The following is a 22,471-nucleotide window of genomic DNA, read 5'->3' as shown; positions in this document are numbered from 1 at the left end:
AAAATGAAAAAGAAAGCCCTTTCTTTATAGTCATTCCAAAATTCGCTTTCAACTTATAAATAACTAATGCGGTTTTTCCATCCTTAATTTGTGATGTGGCGCAACAGTAGAATTTCATATTATGTTTTTTATCAATAAATTTGAGTATATAAAATAATCTAGTAATCCCATATTTATTCGCTTGGTTTATTATCTTTTAGAATATCATTTCAACAAGGAGTTTTTGGTTTAACTCTATGTTTTTGTTGTGTTTATTTTATTTCCGGTTAAAAAGGTTACGTGTTTTATAAATTCAAACGGTCGTTTTTTTTCATGTCTGAAAGATTACTGAGAGCATCTTCTTATTCTTTTCTCTTACAAGATATACATAGTAGTAGGCATAAGGTAATTAATATGCAACCTGTTTTCCTTTTATATGTCATATTATTTTCTATATTTTGAAAGCGCTTTCTTAACTATGAGTTTGATCACGGTAAATTGGGTTTTTAGTTACTAGTATTTAAGCCCTAACGTGTCGCTTTGAAGAATGTCGATGCCAATAGAAAGCGTTTACAATAAAATATCAGTAGGGATGACAATGAAAAAATCACAAGTACATTTAGCATGTATGCTTGCGTTAACAGGGGTAAGCAGCTCATTTACAGCATTTGCTGAAAATACTGAAGGCTTTGAATTTGGCGGGTACTTCAGACAAGGCGTACTATTTAGCGCAGAAAACGATTTCAAAGATTCAGACTTTATCGGTCAAAAAGAAACACTTGGGCGCCTCGGCTTAGAATACGACAATCAAACTAATATCGATCTTGGGTATCGATGGCTATATGGTGACGGGCGTGAACTCAAAATTGGGACAGGGGTTTCTGAAGGTCTGACTGCAGGTTCTGGTAGTGGCTTCATCGAGATCAAAGGATATACTGATACTGGTACTATTTTCGCGGGTAAACGTGATTATGGTAAGGAACGCTATATCTGGATGACAGATTTCTTCTATTCAGATATGTCAGGTACCGGTATTGGTATTGAATCGATGAAGGTCGGCAGTGCGATCGTGAACTTTGCTTACATTGCGAGTTATCGTGATGATTATGACTTAGAAGATAATCCAACAAACCCAAACTCTGACAACCTAAACAATAAAATGCATGCGGTGAATATTGCAGCAAAATATGGTGTTTGGGATGTTTCTGCGACTTTCAAATCTATGCCAGATAACTGGGATCGAACAGGTAAAGAGTGGACTGAGACTGGTTACGACCTTACAGTTGGATACAAGCTTTTTAACTTCTTAGGACTTCAAGGTGATGGTAGCTCGCATACCAATATCGTGTTGCAGGCAGGTAAAGGCTTAGGTGCTGGTCAATTGCTCGGTGGTACCATTACTGACTACAACGCATACAAGCCGGGTGCACTTCGCCATGGTGAACATGAATTTGAGTGGGGTGTCGGTAACGATGCAATTTCTTTGATGACTCATCTTGAAGATGATGATACTTCATACCGCGCATTAATTTTTGGTGGGCACAAGTTTGACAGCGGTATTAGTATCTTCCCATCAATCCAGGGCCAGTACAACGATTATGCTGATGGTACCTACGACTACTGGGCTTCAGCCATGGTTCGTCCTGTAGTTGGTATTAACGATAAGATGTATCTTCAGGGTGAAGTCGGTTACGTTTATAACAACTGGAATGGTGACTCGTATGATCAAGCGAAGATTACGATTGCACCGACACTAATGTTCCCTACTTGGACGGGAGTGAACCCAGAAGTAAGACTTCTAGCAAGTTACGTTATGAATTCATGGACGACTGATCCTGATGAAGGACAGTCTAAGAACGACCTGATTATCGGTATACAAACTGAAGCAAGTTGGTAAAAGAAAAGCCACTTTTTCAAATTAAGCAGCTCTCTCGGGAGCTGCTTTTTTGATCGTCATACCCAGCCTTTCAAATCTGCATTGCTAGATATCTATATCGAAGCCTACTCAAACCCTCTCTGAATCTTTGTTCTGTGGAGCCGCATGACTGCCTTAAACACTGAAGTGAATAAGGTACCTTAACCTCAATAATATTAACGAGTTGTCACAGTGTATACGGTGATTTGATCAAACTGTTTTAGTTTTGGTTCTGATTGGTCGGGATTGAGTATGCAAAGTCAGTTTGAGGCGAGGTAGCTATACCAATCGTAGTAAATAAATGCTCACCCTAACTCGTTAAAATGAACGATAACTGCGTTAGAATTTTTGTTTTTAGAACAACTGCTTACCGAATTTCTCTGTTGAAAAAAGCTGCCTTTTTCCTGCGCTATTTATTATCACTTACCTACTGTGATTGGTAATAAAGTATTGTTTGCTAAATTAAAGGCGCCAATCAGGCGCCTTAATGTTAGTTTATAAATCGAATCACCTATTGAAGAGTAAATCCATTTGGTGCGGCTAAGACAACAGTACCATCACTAAACGTTACTGTTTTTTCGGTCGTATCATAGTTATAAACCGAATAAGTTTTTTGTGACGACTTTTCAAAGACAACGGCAGTCGGGTGGTTGGCTTTGATATCCGTTCTCATCGTACCTAGTTGGTCCCATGCATGGAGCCAATGGTAGGTATGTGCCTTACTTGAACCGCGTTCTGCGACGTAATCACCATAGCTTTCATAGTCAGAGATAGCGGCGTCTGAGTCGTGCATTGCAGTGATATTCCACCAAATGTCACGCCACTCATCTTCCCCAAGACCAGAAGGCTTGCCGTTAGGCGTTTCGCTCAACCCTAGAGAGATATAGTCCGTCATGTAGTCAGTATGTTGCCCAAGGTGCAGAGAAAGTGTATTGGATGGAAGGCCTTGAATTCCTAAGATATGGGTATACTTGGGGCTAAACCACGTTGAGAATGTCGCACCATCCCCCCATATGATAGATGTGGTTATGCGGTTGTAACTCGGAGGGAAATTGTCTTTGTCGGTATCATTATTTTCAACACTATAAGCGTCGATGTTATTCCAATACTCCCAAAATGAGTTAGTAGTTGATGCATGGGTATACATACCTCTCTCAACAAATTCGTCTTTGCCTGTTGCTAGACCGTAAAGTACCATTGCGCCATAGGCGTTGGCCGCTTCTGAGGTCGATTCATTGTTATTACCTCGTGTAAAGTTCACCATTCCAGATGCCCATGAAAAGCCGTTTGCTGGGTCAAAGTGACGCATGTATGGGAACATGTCGTCATCTTTTCCTGCGGCGTAGTCTCTTATCAGTAATTCGATCATAGGTCCGTACTGGGTATCACTACACCAATTCACATCTTGACGACAAATTTCGGCAGCGGCGCGTACAAAGTACCCATAATGAAAATGGTGATCGTTTAATTGCTGGTGGGACAAAAATGATTCTTTAACGCCAAGAAGTGTGTTCCATTGTTGGTCGTAGACAAAATATTTTTGTGTATCGAGATCACCCGTTGTATTTGCCGTAAACCAGTCTTCTAGCTCAACTTTAAGCCACTGAATAAACTGAGAGTTTTGAGCTTCAAGACCTAAGGAATCGCTGATGGCCGCCAATTCAGCGACTTGCCCATAAATTTTACCTGCCCAATAGGTGTCCGCATACTCCCCTTTTATGGTGTAACCGTCAGAGTCATACTCGTTAAGCCAGTTCTCTTCGCCGAGAGCAATGAAGTCATTAATATGCTGAGTTAATGTCGCTGTGTCCAAAGAAGAAATATCTGCAGGTAAATAAGGAAGCGCGCCAATGAATGGCAGCGAGTAACTGAATGAATCCGTTTGGGCAAATTTAGTCACTCCGCGAGCACTGCGCATTTTATATTCAGAGTCAATCGCGTCTTGGTTCTTCCACGCCATAGGAAGAAGCCCTGCAACAGTCTCTATCTTTTGTCCATTCTCATCCGAATAGGAGTGAGTTATGTTGACCTCACCATCGTCACGGTTTACTTGGTAATCGACAGACACTGACTTGACAACATTCCGAGCTTTTGGAGCATAAAAGGCGACTTTTTGGGTTATGCTCATACTATCATTGGGCAATAAAGCGATGGTGAACTCATTGGCATCATTGTTGATACCAATTTTATCGCTGTTGGTGTCGGTAAACTCTGTCTCGCCTTCGCCAACAATTAACACTTCTGTTTTGTTGCCAGCTACGTTGGTCCAAACCCCCAGTGTATTGTTGTTCTGTGGATAAGAAATTCCTTTTTCTCCGCTATCGGATCTAAAGGTATGCAGTTCAGCGTTACCGCTATGGACTTTGAAAAAGGCGTATGGGGAACCATGTACAAATGTTGCCTCCATTACTGCTTCACCAGCTTGAGTTTGCCATTCGACAGTGACGGAACCGTCGCTCGCTTCTTGGAGTTTGGCTTCTAGCTGATCATGCGCACTGTTTACAACGGTTACTCCATCGAAGGTCTCTGCGAATGGATCTGGGATCTGATATTGGAACACGTCGGTTCCTACGCCCCTCAAACCTGATGGAATACCTAAGATACGTACGCCAGTGTTAGTAATGCGCACGAGCATCGGATCTGGCGTTAAATAACCTGCGTGGTTAGGGTTACCGATCTCCATCTCACCCATAAATGAAAGAGATCCCCACCAACGGTGAGCCTGTACTGGTAAAGAGGCTGCTTTTCCAGTGACTTGTGGAACGACCGGCTGAGCCTCTCCAATAGGCGTACCATCTGCGTTACACCCCGCAACCGCAGGGCTGACTACCCCAGCGCTGTGAATCCAATGACCATAGTCAATGGTACATTCATAGCTTAAAGGGTTGAATTTAGTTGAAACATTACCAGCACCAAATACTAAGTAATCTCCCGTAACAGGAGGAGCAGGGCTTTTTACAGTTACGGTACGAGTTTTTTGAGCAGTATTTCCTGCGCTGTCAGTAGCGCGGTATTGAATTTTGTAGACGCCAAGCTGATTGATATCGACATTGCTATCGACGATGAGGTCAATATCTGTATCAACGTTGTCAGTAACCGTCGCGCCAGGATCAACATAGCTGTGACCGATTTCAGTGGAATCGCTTTCAAGACCAATGAGGGTGATCACAGGTGCTATAGTATCGGCATCCGCGTCGGGAACACTGCTGCTATCTCCGCTACTTCCACCGCAGGCGCTAAGTGCCATAGTTAACGACATAGATAAGTATATCTTGTTGTATTTGAACATGTTATTGAACCTTATTAAAAGTGTAGATATAAGTTGATTTTCGGATGGAAAATGCTGAGAAATCTTCACGTTGACTAGGTTTCAAACTCTTCACATCCGTTGTGATTTTTAGATAGCGCTTACTTTTTGTTTTAATCGTGCTTAACGTTTGATGTTTTAATTTGGGAGTAGGTGGCTTTATATAATTCCTAAATTTCTTGTTGGTAAATAAATACAGATTCTAAGTGAAATTCTTCGATTAATATCATTTAGTGTTTTCGGTTATTTTCTTGACGGATTCACGAACTTCTAATGAAGGAGTTAACTTTTTTCCTTTCAAATTGTCTTTGTTAGATAGTTGATCAACCAGCATCTGTCCGGCAATCATCCCCATTTCATGAATAGAAAAACCGACTGTCGTTAATAATGGTCGCAAGTGCTTAGACATTAGATCGTTGTCGAAACTCACGATAGATAAGTCGTCACCGACAAGAAGGTTGTGCTGAGAGCAAGCATCATAAACGGCTAGGGCTATATTGTCGTTTTGACAAAAAACAGCTGTCACATCATTGATGTTATTAACTAACTGATTCGCTTTTGCTAGGTTGTCTTTGTGATCAAATCGTCCTTCGATAATCAGTGAAGGGTCATATTCGATGTTAGATTCAGCCAAAGCTTTCATGTACCCAAGTAATCGATCACGAGCTTCATGCTTAACAAGTGGACCTGTAATACATGCGATCCTTTTATGACCATTTTCAAGAAGATGCTTGGTTGCAAGGTAACCGCCGAGTTCGTTGTCAACATATAGGCAGTGAGGTTCAAGGTCAGGTAAATAACGATTTAGAATGACAAAGTTTTTGAATGCTTTGACATAATTGACCAACCCTTCGTCACTAATTTTATCAGAGTGTACGATTGCTCCATCAACCTGTTTTGACTGAAGGAACTTGAGTGATTCAGTCTCTTTATCTAGTGAATCTTGCCCACTAGTTACGATAAGGTGCAGACCTAGTTTATAGATCTCGTTTTCTGTAGCGTGCATCAGTGGGCCGAAGAAGGGACCATCAAGGCTGCCTACTAACATCCCAATGCTATTCGATTTCTTAGTTGCTAGTGCTTTCGCTGTTGAATTGGGTGTATATCCTAACTCCTTAATTGCATTTAATACTTTGATTAAGTTCTTTTCTTTTACTGTCGATTGTTGATTTATAACTCTAGATACAGTCGCTTGAGATACATTGGCATATTCAGCGACCTCTTTTATGGTGATTGTGTTCTTGTCCATGATATCCATCTCAACTTATCAAATATAATTCCAACACTTAGTTAATTATCTATAGATAGAGTGAAAGTACTCCTTCTGAGGTCGTTGAATTAATACTAACTCAAAAATTTAGTTTGTAAGCGTTTTCTTTTGAGGTGGTGGTCACATTTACAATGTGTTTGATGTCAAATTATGTTTTGTGTAACCTGTTGATATTAAAGGTTATTTTATTTATATTGATGTGTGTTTGTTTTATGTTGTTGATTTTAATGGTTATTTTATTGGTGTGATGATGTTTGCAAAACAAGGTTTCCGCGTTTGTTTCTGTCATATCTTTGCCCTAGGATTTCAATTACAAATTGAAACCGCTTACTTTTTGTTGGTGTGGCCTTGGGTCACTGCATTAGATAAAGGGAATATTTATGAAGAAACGTATGTCTGTAGTCATTAGTGCGGCACTTAGCAGTGGCTTATGTGCAGCTGATGTAGATCAGGTGAAGCAGGGAGGTTCAATTGCTGTTCCTATTATCAACACTGGTTTTCTAGATAACTACAACCCATATACAACAAAAGATATTCTGCATGGAACCATGTTCGAGCCTCTGATTGTCTTCAATAATATGACTGGTGAAACACATTGGCGCTTGGCAGAGTCCGCGACATATTCTGATGATCTCAAAGTGATAACGTTAAAGCTTAGAGAGGGTTTAAAATGGTCAGATGGCAGCGCACTAACTGCAGAGGATGTGGTTTTTAGTTTTGAGCTGACGAGAGAAAATCCAGCTTTTGACCAAAAAGGCATCTGGTCGGCGAATAGGTTAATGAACATTGAAGCTACTGATGAAAGAACCATTGTCTTTAAAATTGCGCAACCAGATTCTACCTTTCTTTGGAACCTTGCTGCTTATCATGTAGTGCCTAAAAAAGTTTGGTCACAACAAAAAGACTTAACAACGTTCACTAACCCTAATCCAATCGGTAGTGGGCCGATGACGGAAGTGAGTTATCTTAAATCCCAACAGATGGAACTATGTCGAAACCCGCATTACTACCTCGATAACAGACCTTATTTGGATTGTATTACCTTTCGTTCTTACAACGATAATTCTCAGATCCAGCCGGCTTTGATTAAAGGCGAAATAGATTGGGGATCGAATTTTATTGCTGATATAGAAAACACATTTGTTGCTCGAGATCCTGAAAATAATCACTTCTGGTACCCAGCAAACGATGCGATTCACTTATATCTGAACACGAAAGAAAAGCCGTTCAATGATGTCAAAGTCAGACAAGCTTTGTCAGTTGCATTAGATAGAGACTTGATTGTTGATATTGCGGCATACGGTTATCCGACCGCTAACTTTAATCCAGGTGGAATTGGGGAATTGTATCAATCTGACATCGATGAAGCGGTGAACGAAAAGTATGGGTACCTTACGCAATACTCTCCTGAATTGGCGTCTGACTTGTTAGATCAAGCTGGGATAATTGATCGAAACGGTGATGGCTTCCGCGATCTTGAGAATGGGGAGACATTCGAATTTGACATCGAAGTGGTTAACGGTTGGACGGATTGGATTCAAGTCGTTCAGATGGCTACTGAGTTTTACGAAGAGATTGGAGTTAAGTCAAACGTAAAAACTGTGGACTGGGCGGTATATGATAAGAACTTAAAAGAGAGCAAATACAAAGTCTCAATTAACTGGTCTATGGCTGCTGCGAGCCCAATTGTTGCGTATCAAGAATACTTTTCCTCAGACCGCGTAGGTAAAACGTGGCACGCTGGACATGGTATCAATAGTCCTGAAATAGATGCTCTAATTGACAGTTTTGGTAAAACTAACGATAGCTCTGAACAAGCCGCTATTTTGTCAAAGTTGCAAGAGTTCACGGCACAGAACCTTCCATTTATTCCTTTGTATTCGAATCCAACATGGTTTCAGTACAGCGAATCTAAGATTACTGGTTGGCCAAGCAAAGAAAACCCTTACATCCAGCCTGTTTTTTATGATGGCGGTAAGCGCGTAATCATACTGAATAACCTCCACCTAAAATAATCTAAATTAGGGGGCCAGTCCCTCCTAGCTTAAGGATGGCACCATGTCGTTTCTTGTTCGCCGATTCGGTTTTTATTTTACTGCGTTTTTAATCGCGATTTCTTTCAATTTTATGTTGCCTCGTCTTATGCCAGGTGACCCGGTCGATGCACTTTTCGCCGCTGCTCAAGGTCGAATGGACCCTGCTCAAATGGATGCAGTACGCGAAATGTATGGCTTCGTTGACGGTAATATATTCGAGCAATATTTTGCTTACATGAAAAGCGTCTTCACATTGGATCTTGGTCCTTCAGTGTTGATGTTTCCGGTGAGCGTTTCTGAGGTGTTAGCCATGGCTTTACCTTGGACTATGTTCTTGGCGCTGGGGTCTCTAATCGTCGCACTAATCATAGGCGTTAGTATTGGTACTTATGCTTCTTACCGTCGTGAGGGCATATTTGGACAACTGGTACCGCCGCTATTAGCGTTCATAAGTAACTTTCCTTATATCGTTACTGCATTGCTACTGTTTTACTTTTTTGGATTGAAGCTTGAACTTCTTCCACTTGCATACACCTATGATCCATCTCTTGAACCGGGAATGAATTGGGAGTTTATCTCTAGCGTCGCGAAACATGCAGTATTGCCTGTTGGTTCTATGGTCGTTGTAGGCATCTCTACATGGGTGTTTAACATGCGAAATGCGATGATCAACGTGTTGGGGGAAGACTATGTGACGATGGCTGAGGCCAAAGGCTTAAGTAGTTACCGTGTTATGTCTCGATACGCAGGTAGAAACGCGATCTTACCCGTGGCCACCGCTATTGCTATGGCGATAGGTTTCTCGTTCGCTGGCTCGATTATGACGGAAGTCGTGTTTAACTATCAGGGGCTTGGAAACATTCTTCTAAAAGGGATTGTTGCCCGAGATTACCCACTCATCCAAGCCATTTTGCTTATCTTAGTTACCGCTGTTCTCACTGCAAATTTCATTGCTGATTTGCTTTATGTTTGGCTCGACCCACGAATCTCTAACTAAGGCCATATTATGGATAATTTAATTACAAATAAGTCGGTCTCGTCTGGTCCTAATTTACCAGCACGTGCGTCGAAATACTCTTGGACTGCAATTAAGAAAGTTATTGGAAGGATATATGCTTTCTTCTACGGAAACCCACCAGCCATTATTGGTACTTTTTTACTGACCATCGTCTTAGCTGGCGCACTATTGGCTCCCGTGTTAGCAACTCATAACCCAGAAAAGCGCGTTGCAAGACCGCATGTTGCACCTAATGCGGAGCATATCCTAGGTACAACACGTAGTGGGAGAGACGTTTATAGCCAAGTATTACATGGTGCTAGAAAGTCACTTACGGTTGCGATTTCAGCAGGTGTTATCGCTATGACCATCGCCGTGTTAGTCGGTGTTTCATCTGGCTATTTTGGTGGCAAAGTTGATGACCGTTTGAACTTCCTAACCAATGTATTCTTAGTATTTCCACAACTTCCTTTGTTAATTGTGCTCGCAGCGTTCTTGGGGCAAGTCGGCTCGTTGGTCATTACGGTCTTGCTCGGTATTACTTCTTGGCCCTGGGGGGCGAGGGTTATCAGGGCGCAAACAATGGCTATTCGAAATAAGGAATTCATTATTTCTGCGGAAGTGATGGGTGAGTCCAAAATACGCATTATCATAGTCGAGATTCTGCCTAACCTCGTTTCGATCGTTTTCGGTGGTTTCTTGGGGACAGTCATCTATGCGATGGGCTCAGAAGCGGGTTTAGGTATTCTCGGCTTAGGTGACGCTACAGAAGTCAGTTGGGGTTCAATGCTCTATTGGGCGCAGACTTCCTCGTCTCTATACACAGGAGCTTGGTGGGAAATGTTGGTTCCGGCGTTTGCATTGGCAATCACTGGTGGTGCACTTGCGTTAATTAATATGTCGATTGATCAAGTGAGCAACCCGAAGTTAAGGACGGGGCCTCACATTAAGCTTTGGCACAAACTTAAGAAAGAAGCTGATAAACGCAGAGGTTTAAGATGAGTAATTTATTGGAAATTAAAAACCTTTGTGTCGATTACGTATCGCCAAATGGTATCGCACGTGCTGTAAACAATGTCAGTTTGTCTATTGCACCCGGAGAAACACTGGGTATTGCAGGTGAGTCTGGCTGTGGTAAGAGCACATTGGCTTTTGCCATATCACGGTTACATAAAGCGCCAGCACTTATCTCAGAAGGTGAGATTTTGTACAAAGGTCAGGATGTTCTGAAGATGAATAATAAGCAGCTACGTAAGTTCCGTTGGAACGACGTGTCTGTTGTTTTTCAGAGTGCGATGAATTCCTTAAACCCTGTAATTTCGATTGGTGAGCAATTGACGGATGTGATTGTTGCGCATAAGTCCGTGACGTATGCGGAGGCGCATCAACGAGGCATCGAGTTGCTGAATACGGTTGGAATTCATGGTGACCGAATGTCGAGCTTTCCCCATCAATTGAGCGGGGGCATGCGTCAACGTGTTGTCATTGCTATTGCGTTAGCTCTGGAGCCTCAGTTAATCATCATGGATGAGCCAACAACGGCACTCGATGTTGTTGTTGAACGCGAGATCCTAAACGAGTTGTATGAATTGAAGAGCAAATTTGGGTTCTCTATTTTGTTCATTAGCCACGATCTAAGCTTGATGGGAGAAATCGCCGACAGGATTGGTGTTATGTATGCCGGCAACTTGATTGAGTTAGGCGACGCCGAAACAGTATTTGGACGCCCGAAACACCCATATACAAAAGGTTTAATCTCATCATTCCCAACCATACATGGACCTAAAGAGCGATTGCATGGAATACCGGGAAACCCAGTGAATCTGTTGAACATTCCAGATGGCTGCAATTTTCAAGAACGTTGTAATCAATGTGCGGCTACGTGTTCAACCTCTGAACCGAACCTAACATTGGTGGGGAATAGCCACAGTGTCGCTTGCCACTTAGTTGAAGGAAACCAACATGGATACTGAACAAACGATCGTTAATCGCCGTAAAGATGTGGTGCTTTCGGTAAAAAACCTTGTTAAAGACTTCCCGCTAGGACAAACAAGTAAAAGTAACCTAATGCGTGCAGTAAATGATGTCTCTTTCGAACTACGTAAGGGTGAAGCCCTAGCTATCGTTGGTGAGTCCGGCTCAGGTAAGAGTACAGGGGCGAGAGTATTGACTCGTATCTATGATAAAACAGCTGGAGATATCGAATTTAAAGGCGAGCCACTGTCTGACTACATTGATAGAAACGGAGAGCTTGAATACGCTCGTCAGGTCCAAATGATATTTCAGGACCCATTTGGGTCGTTGAATCCAGTTCATACAATTTATCATCATATTTCACGTCCGCTTTTGATCCATAAACGCGCTGAAAAAGAAGCAATACCGCAGTTGGTGTATGAGTTACTGGACATGGTGGGATTATCTCCGGTGAAAGAGACTGCGGAAAAATACCCACATGAGTTAAGTGGGGGACAAAGACAACGTGTGGCCATCGCAAGAGCAATCGCAGTGAGTCCAGAAGTGATACTCGCCGATGAGCCGATTTCTATGCTTGATGTATCGGTTCGTCTAGGCATTCTTAATCTGATGGCTGATTTAAAAGACAAACATGGCATTTCCTTTATGTACATTACGCACGATATCGCTACAGCTCGATATTTTGCAGAGAAAACGGCAGTAATGTATGTCGGACACATGGTTGAGTGGGGGGATAGTGATAGCGTGACTCAAAATCCACACCACCCATACTCGCAATTATTGTTGTCGGCAGTACCGGAAGTGGGCAACGCTGGTAAACGCGAGCTTGTCGCAAAAAAAGGAGAAATCCCTCTATGGAAACCGACGAGTGAGGGCTGTCCTTTTGCTAGCCGCTGTCTATATGCAACAGGCAAGTGTGAACAAGCCATGCCGGGAGTGTCTCAAGTTGCTGAGCATCACTTTGTTCGTTGCCACCATATTCCGAACAGCTAATTCTATTGTATTTTTAATCGAGCGCAGAAGTAAGCGCTTACATTAATTGGTTTATTACTATGACAAATAATTTCAGCGGCCAAGCCCAAGACGTCCGAGGACAGTTCGTCGATTTAGACGGTGAGCGTTATTACAAAATAAGCAATGTTGATTCAATGAATCCGTTTTTTATAAGCGTTGTTTCTGCGAGTAATCATTGGCTTTTCATCTCTTCTACCGGATGTTTATCCGCAGGACGAATTCGACCTGAAAATGCACTTTTTCCATATAGATCAGTGGACTATATTCACGAAAACGCAGAGAACACTGGTTCAAAGGCGATTTTAAAGGTCAACCAAGGAACAAACTCTCCAGTTTCTTGGGAACCGTTCAACCCGCATCATGATGGCAAGTTCGACGTTGAGCGCAACATTTATAAGAACTCAACAGGGGATAAGATTGTATTTCAGGAAGTGAACTACTCTCTAGGATTGAGCTACCAATACAGTTGGCAGACGTCTGACCGATTTGGTTTTGTGCGAGAAGTTGAGGTATCTAACTTAGATCCACAACCGAAGCGCATTGAGATCTTAGATGGCATTCAAAACATACTTCCGCCTGAAGTCCCGAAAACGGTGATGCAAACTAGCAGTGCGTTGGTGGATGCATACAAATGGAATGAGCAGGTGGGGGATTTACCACTCGCTCTTTATAGCTTGTATGCGAAGCTAAGCGATAAGGCAGACCCTGCAGAGTCGTTGCGCGCAACGTCGGTGTTTTCTCTTGTTGATAACGACCATCAAATACTACTGAGTTCGAAAGAACTCGCTCGATTTAGAAGAAATATGGAGCTTGATGCTCAACCTTTGATACGTGGAGAGCGTGGTGCCTATTTTGTCCATCAAGAGTTTGAACTCAAGCCGAGCCAGAAACAACAATGGTTGATTGCAGCTGATATAGATCAGACACATAAAGAGGTAGAGCGAACAAAGGCGCTACTTTTGGAAGACCGTTCACTAACTGCTCAGATCAAGGCTGATATAAAAGCCAATCAAGACGAGTTGATTGGTTTAATGTCTGGTGCCGATGCATGGCAACTCACCTCATCAGAAGAAACAGACGTCCATCATTATGCAAATGTTCTCTTTAACAGTATGCGTGGTGGGGTATTTGTTGATAGCTATGAACTAAACATCGACGATGTTAAGAGTACTTTTGCACGAACCAATAATTTGGTTGCCCACAGACACAGCGCCTTGCTTAATTCATTGCCTGCTAAGCTTAGCCACCCTGAGCTGATTTCTTTAGCAAGAGAGACCGGAGATGAGCAACTTGTTCGACTTGCATACGAATATTTACCATTGACGTTCGGTCGTCGCCATGGCGATCCAAGTCGTCCTTGGAATCATTACGAAATTAATGTTCGAGATGATGAAGGAAACCGTCTTCTTGGTTATCAGGGGAATTGGCGAGATATCTTTCAGAACTGGGAGGCACTGGCGTTAAGCTATCCAAAATTCATTGGGTCATTCATGGCTAAGTTTGTTAATGCATCAACAATGGATGGCTACAACCCATATCGAATCACAAAGGATGGTATTGATTGGGAAATGCTCGAGCTTGATAACCCTTGGAGTAACATTGGTTACTGGGGCGACCATCAAATTATCTATCTGCTTAAACTGCTTGAGCTTGCGAACAAGTATCAAAGTTCAGAGCTGGTCAATTGGCTGAATGAAGAACATTTTAGCTACGCCAATGTCCCTTACGAAATTGTTAGCGTAGAAAGCATATTTGAAAACCCTAAAGACACAGTCATATTTAATGACGAAAAACAGAAAGTTATTGATCAGCTTTGTTCTAAGCTCGGTAACGACGGACGTTTAGTGTTAGACGATACGGATAATGTTTATCTGGTTTCTCTGATGGAGAAGTTGTTGGTTCCTCTGCTGGCTAAATTGAGCAATTTTGTGCTTGATGGTGGTATTTGGCTCAATACACAACGCCCAGAATGGAACGATGCGAATAACGCAATTGTAGGCAGTGGTCTATCAATGGTCACGCTCTACTATATGCGTCGTTATACGGAATTTATGACGCAGTTATTGGATCGTGCACCTAAGAGTCTTGTGCTTTCGAAAGAAGTGAGTGAATGGTTAAACCGCAGCTACTACATCTTAGAAGCAACAGCAAATGTCTTGAAGCATGACGCGGCAACTCCTCAATTGCGTATGTCGCTTCTGACGGATCTCGCTAATGAAGGCGAAAGGTATCGCAGTAAAGTCTACCAAGAGGGCTTCTCGGGCAAAACGTCGGTAGATAGCCAATACATAAAAGGCTTTATGAGTACAACGCAATTACTTATTGATCGCACGATTGCTAACAACAAGCGTAAGGATGGACTGTATAACGCCTATAATATTTTGGATTTGAAAGATGAGGGTGCGTATGTACAGGAACTTTACCCTATGCTTGAGGGGCAAGTTGCTGTGTTGAGTGCAGGTCTCTTAGATGGCAGCCAGACTGTGGAGCTGCTAGACAATCTGTTTGCTAGCGACATGTATAGACCGGATCAACAATCCTTTATGTTGTACCCAGATCGAACCCTCAAAGGGTTTATGGAGAAGAACTGCGTCGACCAATTTGCCGTCCAATCAAGCACATTGTTAGGTCATATGTTGTTAAGAAATGATACGCGCATCATCTCGAAAGACATTGAGCAGAAGTATCATTTTCATGCAGATTTTGAGAATGCTGGGGTCCTCTGCGAGCGAATCGAGCAAGTGAAAGGCGATTATCCAAGCTTTAGTGACACCGATTGGCAGGCAGTTATAGATTTATATGAAGATGTCTTCAATCATAGCGCATTTACAGGGCGCTCTGGGACCATGTTCGGTTATGAAGGGCTTGGGTGTATCTACTGGCATATGGTCTCTAAGCTCTTGTTAGCCGTGCAAGAGAGCTATCAGTCTTCCTATCTCGAAACGGGAATGAGCGCTGTCACAGTTAAGCTTGACGACTATTACTATCGTATTCGTGGAGGAATTGGCTTTAATAAGACTCCGCATAATTACGGGGCGTTTCCTACAGATCCATATTCGCACACACCAAAGCAAGTCGGAGCGCAGCAACCTGGTATGACGGGGCAAGTGAAGGAGGAGATCATCACTCGTTTCGGTGAGCTAGGCATTGAGGTTGAGCAAGCACAATTACGTGTAGCACCAACGCTTTTGAAAGCGTCAGAATTCCTCTCTAATTGTGATGTATTCAATTACGTGGATGTTGATGGGTTACACCAATCTCTAAGGCTAGAGGGTAATTGCTTGGCCTTTACGTATTGTCAGGTTCCTTTTGTCTACAAACTGGACCATGAAGTCACTCAAGCCTCTATACTGGTCAAATTGATGAATGGACAGTATGTAGAATGTGAAGGTAATTGCCTGTCCGTTGAATTATCGCAATGGTTATTTGAACGCTCGGCAGTGATACATTCAATCTATGTGTCGCTACCAACGAGCAGCGTAAAACACTAGTACTAGCATGTATTAAGTAAGACTGAAAAAGCCATATCAAGTATGGCTTTTTCTTTTGATGCACAGGTGGGCTTGTTGGTGTTACTTGGTGGTCATGTCTTTTACTGAATCACGTATAACAATGGTGGGAATCAACTTCCTGCTTGTCATTTTACCTGTGCCGTTGATCTGGTCTATGATCATATCTCCCGCTATTTTCCCCATTTCATAAAGTGGAAAACCGACGGTTGTCAGCTGTGGTCGCATGTGTTTCGACAACAAGTCATTATCGAAACCTACAACTGAAATATCTTCTCCAATCAGTAGATTGCGATGAACGCACACATCATAAACTGCTAACGCTATATTATCGTTTTGACAAAATATGGCAGTGATTTTGTTGTCTCGGTCTAACAGCTTTGATGCAGTTTCAAAGTTACCTTCATGATCAAAGCGAGCTTCAATGGTTAAATTTGGATCGTATGGTACACCGTGCTCAGCCAACGCTCGAATATAGCCAAGCAAGCGATCGCGAGCATCTTGTTTAGACATCGGCCCGGTAATGCACGCAATGTTTTTGTGTCCATTGTCCAAGAGGTGTTTGGTTGCAATGTAGCCACCAAGCTCATTATCGAGATAGAGGCATTGATCTTTCAGTTCGGCGATTTTTCGGTTCAATACCACCAATGCTTTAAAATCGCTGGTTAGGCTTTTTAATGTATCGTCAGAGACTTTATCAGCGTGAACAATCGCACCATCGACCTGTTTAGAGCGCAAGAAGTTTAGAGCATCGTGCTCCTTTTTCTCATCGTCTTGACCGCTCGTAACAATGAAATGCAGTCCTTTTTTATAAAGGGTGTCTTCTGCAGAGTGCATCAGCGGTCCATAAAAGGGGCCATCCAAGCTTCCAACTAACATACCGATACTGTTTGAGCGGTTACTAGCGAGTGCTTTTGCGGCTGAGTTGGGAGTATAGCCGAGCTCAGCGATCGCTTTTTTTACCTTTTCTAAGTTTTTCTCTTTCACAGAGTTTTGACCGTTTATCACACGAGAAACAGTAGCTTGTGAGACATTGGCGTATTCAGCGACTTCTTTAATGGTTATGACTTGTTTCTGCATAATAGGTCGAAAATTTCCATGTTTAATAGATGACGTATTTCAATTAGAAAGGTAAAGCTTGAGTTTATCAATATGCCAACTAATGCAAGTGATTGATTCTACTTTATCTTTTTACTTCTACTTCCAATTTTATACTCCTTGATAGTTGAGGTACAGAAGAAAGCGTTTCAAAACTGCATCCAGGTAACAAAAGCAACAATATCTTGTACTGAGATGCGTTAAATAGGATCGATATTCCTAGTTTGGAATGGATCTAACCGTAATAAAAACAGGTTTAATGAGGGGGGAGTTCACGTTTTTTGATGGCATTTTATTTTTTCATGGACTTATCCATTTGGGTGAGGGTATCTTACAAACATAAAAGAAAGCGCTTTCTTTTGGTGGGTTGAGTTGTTTCCTCAATATCTCACCAAAGCCTGAATAAAACATCAGGTAGCGATGGAAAGAGCTTCATTAATTTTTCTCGTGTCGGGATACAAGAGTTTAGGTAGGTATAGTGACCATGAATAAAGAATATTATCTGGAAAATGAAGAGTTCGTCATTGACGATTATGACTTGAAGAAGACATTTTCCTCATTTTTGCCAGGCTTAGCTGGGAAGAAGGGCATCCCACTGTGGGCGTTTTACGTCAATAGGGGACAAGGCTTATGTTCATTCGGCGTAGAGAACAAAGACAATCCTATTCTTGAGTTCTCACCTGCAGTGACGGCATACCAAAATGTAGGTCGAGTTGGTTTTCGCACCTTCGTTAAACTTCAGGGTGAAGTTTATGAGTTTTTTGGTACTAAACGTTCCCAAAGTACTCAACGAAAAATGTACATTAAGCGCGATAAATTCAAAGTATCTGAAAAGAACGAAGAGCTTGGTTTACAGGTGACAGTGACGTATTTCGGTTTGCCTAACGACAGTCTCGCGGCAATCATGAGAAAAGTAGAGATCAAAGATCTCACTGGTACCACTCGAAACATTGAACTGATTGACGGTCTTTCTCAAATTCTACCTTTTGGTACGCCGAATACTCTGTTTAAAGAGATGTCGAATCTATTGAGAAGTTGGATGGACGTCTACAACCTAGAAAATGATGTACCATTTTTTAAAATGCGTTCGACGACATCAGACAGTGCCGAAGTGGGCACTTTGGATAAAGGGAACTTCTACTTATCTTTCGCAAATGAACAAGTTATTCGCCCGATTGTTGATGGTGAACTTGTTTTTGGCCACGACACCTCAATGACCACTCCTGTGTCATTCCAAGAGAACACAATTGACGAGCTAAAAAGCAAACAGCAAATAACCGCAAACAAAATTCCTGTTGGGTTCACTCCGGTTACTCTGGAGCTAAATGCGAGCGACACCTTTGTTTTAAGAACCATCATTGGCCATGTTAATAATGTTGATCAACTTAACAGCAAAGTCAGTGAAATGGTCTCGAGTCAGTATTTTGATGCCAAAGAGAACGAGTCGGCATTGGTTATCAATGAATTGGTTCAAGAAGTAGACTGTAAAACGTCAAACCCCGTTTTCGACCAATACATCAAACAAAACTATCTGGACAACATTTTGCGAGGCGGATACCCACTTTTGTTTGAAGGTGATAAAGGAAACCATGTGTATCACGTCTTTTCTCGCAAACATGGTGATTTAGAGCGTGATTACAACTTTTTCAATGTCGCGCCTGAATACTTTTCACAGGGCAACGGCAACTTCCGAGATGTGTGTCAGAACCGCCGTGTAGACTCTCTATTTAATCCTAAGATTGGTGACTACAACGTAAAACTATTTGCTTCTCTGATTCAGTTAGATGGTTACAACCCACTAGGCGTTAATGGCTCAACATTCCAACTTCATGATCGCGTTGATGTTAAATCTCTGGTTGAACAGAACTTCGATAACAAACATGACGTAATGGAAGACATACTTAGTAAGAAGTTCACTCCAGGAACGATTATTAACACGATGTCGAATGAAGGGATTACATCCTCTAGAGATGACATGACGCTTTTGTCTGAGGTTTTGAAGCACTCGGAACAGAATATTGAAGCAAGTTTTGGGGAAGGCTTTTGGGTCGATCACTGGACTTATATTCTCGATCTCGTTGAATCACATCTAGCCGTTCATCCAGATACAAAAAAAGCATTTCTCTTTGATAACTACGACTACAAGTACTATTCGTCGCCTGTCACTGTTTTGCCTCGAGATGAGAAAACCGTACTTTCCAAAGAAGGCAAAGTGAGACGATATGGGTCTCTACTTCACAATGATGAGGAGAAAGTAGAACGACTTGCAATGGACATTGATGGCTCAAATTGGGCGGTCGATGGAAAGGGAGAGGTCATAAAAACTAACCTGTTTACCAAGCTGTTCACGCTAGCCTTTAATAAGTTCTGTACTCTCGATCCCGAAGGTATTGGTATCGAGATGGAATCAGACAAACCTGGTTGGAATGACGCAATGAATGGCTTACCTGGTTTGTTTGGTTCAGGTGTTTCAGAGACAGTCGAACTATTGAGACTACTGAAGTTCCTGCGTAATGCCTGCGAATTCAATGGTTCGATGCAACTCCCTCCTGAGTTTGTAGATTACATATTCCGTGTCAATACGGTTTTGAATACTGGCTGCATCGGTTATCAGTACTGGGATGAGATCTCCTCTATTCGAGAAGACTATCGTATGGCTGTAAGGTTTAACGTCAAATCGAATTCAGAGCGCTTGAACGTATCAGATGTAATGGCATTGATTCGTCAAATGGTCACGAAATTGGAATTGGGTTTAGACAAGGCCAAGTCTCTATCAAATGGTGTGCTACCAACATTCCTACATTATGAAGTGACTGAATATGAAGAAATTTTTGAGAATGGTAAGCCAAAGATTGGGCACTACAAGTTACCACTAGTCAAAGCTAAGGCGTTCAAACTCCACGTATTGCCAGCATTTCTGGAAGCACCAGCACGCCATCTGAAGGTGAGTGATGACGCACAGAGTAACTTACTTGACTACAAAAACATCAAATCAACTGAGATCTACGATGCAGAGCTGGGTCAATTTAAGACAAGTGAATGCTTGGATGACATGAGTTTAGAGATTGGGCGTGCAAGAGCCTTCACTAAAGGGTGGCTTGAACGTGAATCGAATTTCTTACACATGAACTACAAATATTTACTCGGTTTGTTGAAAGCGGGTCTGTACGAGCAATACTTCAAAGAGATAGGTACTAACCTGGTTTGCTTTATGGACCCGGAAGTATATGGAAGAAGCATTTTAGAGAACTCTTCATTTATCGCCCCGACGTGCAACCCTGACCCGAATACTCATGGTCAAGGTTTCGTCGCGAGACTATCAGGTTCGACGGTGGAAATGCTCCATATGTGGACGATGATGATGTTCGGTCATCAGCCATTCGTAGTAGAAGACGAAAGACTAAAACTGAATTTGAAACCTGCACTACCTGCCGACTTCTTTGATGAAAACGATGAGGTTTCATTTACTTTCATGGGTAAGACGCGAGTAACGTACGTTAATCCGTCACGACTCAATACATACGAAGGCTTTGCTGTCTCGGAATACACATTGGAGTATTCAGATGGGAGAGTTTTATCGCTAGAAGCCATTTATGGCGAGCATGCCGAAGCCATTCGAGCTGGAGAAGTTACAAAACTTATTGTGGAAATGAATTAGCGGGAAATTAGACAAGAGACACTGCCTGTGTTTAACGCACTGGCCGAAATTAATGGTCAGTGCGAGTTGAACAAACCGCAAATGGTGTTACGAATTTAAATAATGAGTTTTGTCTGTAGCTTGGGCGAAAACCTATTGATGGATTAAAGGTATTAATATGAGTGAAGCAAACCAACCGACCAGCCAAGTCGACTTTGAACCGAACTATCAACCAAAGGTAGACGGCGCTGTTCCCATGTATCAAAAAATAGCCTTTGGTGTAGGCTCCCTAGCGAACCAGCTGTTTGCTGCAGCATTGGGCGTGTTTATGATTGTGTTAGTAATGGGGTTAGGAATGGATCCATTACTGGTGGGTATACTTGGGGCGGTTCCTCGACTTTTTGACGCGATTACTGACCCATTAATGGGTTACATTTCCGACAACTCAAGAACACGTTGGGGACGCCGACGCCCTTATATTTTTGTCGGTGCCATCATTACCGGAGTTGCTTTCATGCTGATGTGGCAAATTTACCCGGAGAATGGTGAAGCGTACAACTTTGTGTATTTTCTCCTTTTGTCTCTACTTTTCTATCTGGGTTACACCATTTTTGCTACACCATTAGTTGCTTTGGGTTATGAAATGAGCCCAGACTTTCACGAGCGAACTCGTATTATGGCGGTTTCACAGTGGATAGGACAGTTGGCTTGGGTTATTGCACCTTGGTTCTGGGTAATGATCTATAACCCGAATCTTTATGAATCAGCAGCTGTGGGAAGCCGTGATCTTGCTATTTGGGTTGGTCTATTGTGCTTGGTGTTTGGTGTCATTCCTGCGTTATTCTGTAAAGAGCGTCAGCCTATGGAACAAGCGACAGAGAAGCTATCCCTCTCTTCGTTTAAAGCTATTTTCGGTAAGTTCTTTAAGGGAATCTGGCAAACCTTCAAATGTTTACCATTTGTCAAATTGTGTACAGCGACCTTCTTGGTATTTAATGGTTTTCAAACAGTTGCACAATTCTCGTTTTTCATTATCGTTTTTTACGTATTTAACGGCGACCAAGGCGCTGCAGGCACATGGCCAGCTTGGTTCGGTACTATCAGTTCTCTATGTACTTGTTTGTTGGTTATTCCTGCAATTACAAAGCTATCGCAGAAGTTTGGTAAGAGAAATGCTTTCATTATCGCTACTCTTATCTCGATTGTCGGTTATGTCTTACGCTGGTGGGCGTTTGAACAGGCTTTGAATCCAAGCACTCATTGGATGATGTTTGTCTCGTTGCCTCTGATGGCTTTTGGTATCGGCGGTCTATTTACGCTAATGATGTCAATGACGGCTGACGTGTGTGACCTAGATGAGCTAAATACCGGCGAACGTCGAGAGGGTATATTCGGTGCGGTTTACTGGTGGTTCGTAAAACTAGGTACAGCTATCGCAACGTTAATGTCAGGTTGGGTGTTAAGTGCTATTGGTTATGGCCGACTGGAAGAGATCCGAAACTCCCTTTCTAGCGGAGAGGCGCTTTTGAGCATACCAGAAGCAGCAGGCATCATTGATTTGATGAGGCTATCAGATATTTTCATTCCGGTATGCACCGCATTGCTCGCAATCGTTGTTATGTATCGCTATGACTTTACTGAACAAAAAGCCAATGAGGTGCGAGAAGAGTTGGAGCGTCGACGTGGAAAACTCAACTAAAGTGAACTCTTAAAGTTTGATTCTGCCTTTTAGCCA

Annotated in this window: 12 protein-coding genes; 9 read left to right on the top strand and 3 right to left on the bottom strand. The window is 42.3% G+C overall.

The features are described 5' to 3' along the window. Nucleotides 1-577: 577 nt before the first annotated feature. Entirely contained in the window at nt 578-1,876 is a 1,299-nt protein-coding gene (locus VFDL14_RS13875) for a carbohydrate porin (protein ID WP_032550714.1), read from the top strand. Nucleotides 1,877-2,405: 529 nt separating this feature from the next. Here VFDL14_RS13875 and VFDL14_RS0123105 read toward each other — a convergent pair. Both VFDL14_RS0123105 and VFDL14_RS13880 read right to left on the bottom strand, forming a co-directional pair. Further along, nucleotides 2,406-5,183, bottom strand: coding sequence for a glycosyl hydrolase (locus VFDL14_RS0123105; protein WP_050487383.1), 2,778 nt, complete (start codon nt 5,181-5,183; stop codon nt 2,406-2,408). Between the two features lie 244 nt (nt 5,184-5,427). Next, nucleotides 5,428-6,450, bottom strand: a complete 1,023-nt coding sequence (locus tag VFDL14_RS13880) for a LacI family DNA-binding transcriptional regulator (RefSeq protein ID WP_152549224.1) — start codon at nt 6,448-6,450, stop codon at nt 5,428-5,430. Nucleotides 6,451-6,863: 413 nt separating this feature from the next. Between VFDL14_RS13880 and VFDL14_RS13885 the strand changes: the two genes are divergently transcribed. The 6 genes from VFDL14_RS13885 to VFDL14_RS13910 are packed head-to-tail and all read left to right on the top strand — an operon-like array spanning nt 6,864 to nt 15,983. Further along, nucleotides 6,864-8,486, top strand: a complete 1,623-nt coding sequence (locus VFDL14_RS13885; RefSeq protein ID WP_050487399.1) for an ABC transporter substrate-binding protein — start codon at nt 6,864-6,866, stop codon at nt 8,484-8,486. A gap of 43 nt (nt 8,487-8,529) precedes the next feature. Continuing rightward, nucleotides 8,530-9,504, top strand: a complete 975-nt coding sequence (locus VFDL14_RS13890) for an ABC transporter permease (RefSeq protein ID WP_032550709.1) — start codon at nt 8,530-8,532, stop codon at nt 9,502-9,504. A gap of 9 nt (nt 9,505-9,513) precedes the next feature. Further along, nucleotides 9,514-10,506, top strand: coding sequence for an ABC transporter permease (locus VFDL14_RS13895; RefSeq protein WP_032550707.1), 993 nt, complete (start codon nt 9,514-9,516; stop codon nt 10,504-10,506). Beyond that, nucleotides 10,503-11,477, top strand: coding sequence for an ABC transporter ATP-binding protein (locus VFDL14_RS13900; RefSeq protein WP_032550706.1), 975 nt, complete (start codon nt 10,503-10,505; stop codon nt 11,475-11,477). The genes VFDL14_RS13895 and VFDL14_RS13900 overlap by 4 nt, the downstream gene beginning before the upstream one ends. Further along, nucleotides 11,467-12,471, top strand: a complete 1,005-nt coding sequence (locus VFDL14_RS13905; RefSeq protein WP_032550705.1) for an ABC transporter ATP-binding protein — start codon at nt 11,467-11,469, stop codon at nt 12,469-12,471. The genes VFDL14_RS13900 and VFDL14_RS13905 overlap by 11 nt, the downstream gene beginning before the upstream one ends. A gap of 59 nt (nt 12,472-12,530) precedes the next feature. Further along, a complete protein-coding gene (locus VFDL14_RS13910; protein ID WP_032550704.1) occupies nt 12,531-15,983 on the top strand; it encodes a hypothetical protein in 3,453 nt (1,150 codons plus the stop codon). A gap of 81 nt (nt 15,984-16,064) precedes the next feature. Here VFDL14_RS13910 and VFDL14_RS13915 read toward each other — a convergent pair whose 3' ends face one another. Continuing rightward, complete coding sequence (locus VFDL14_RS13915) at nt 16,065-17,081, bottom strand: LacI family DNA-binding transcriptional regulator (RefSeq protein WP_032550703.1); 1,017 nt, start codon at nt 17,079-17,081, stop codon at nt 16,065-16,067. Nucleotides 17,082-17,583: 502 nt separating this feature from the next. Between VFDL14_RS13915 and VFDL14_RS13920 the strand changes: the two genes are divergently transcribed. Then, a complete protein-coding gene (locus VFDL14_RS13920; protein ID WP_032550702.1) occupies nt 17,584-20,757 on the top strand; it encodes a hypothetical protein in 3,174 nt (1,057 codons plus the stop codon). A 157-nt stretch (nt 20,758-20,914) separates the two neighbouring features. After that, on the top strand, nt 20,915-22,435 hold the full coding sequence (locus VFDL14_RS13925; RefSeq protein ID WP_084181846.1) for an MFS transporter: 1,521 nt from the start codon (nt 20,915-20,917) through the stop codon (nt 22,433-22,435). The last annotated feature ends 36 nt before the right edge of the window (nt 22,436-22,471 follow it).

Source organism: Vibrio fortis (assembly GCF_000695685.1).
Lineage (GTDB): Bacteria > Pseudomonadota > Gammaproteobacteria > Enterobacterales > Vibrionaceae > Vibrio > Vibrio fortis_A.
The sequence above is the reverse complement of the archived record's forward strand: the minus strand, read 5'-3'. Positions and strand labels throughout refer to the sequence as shown.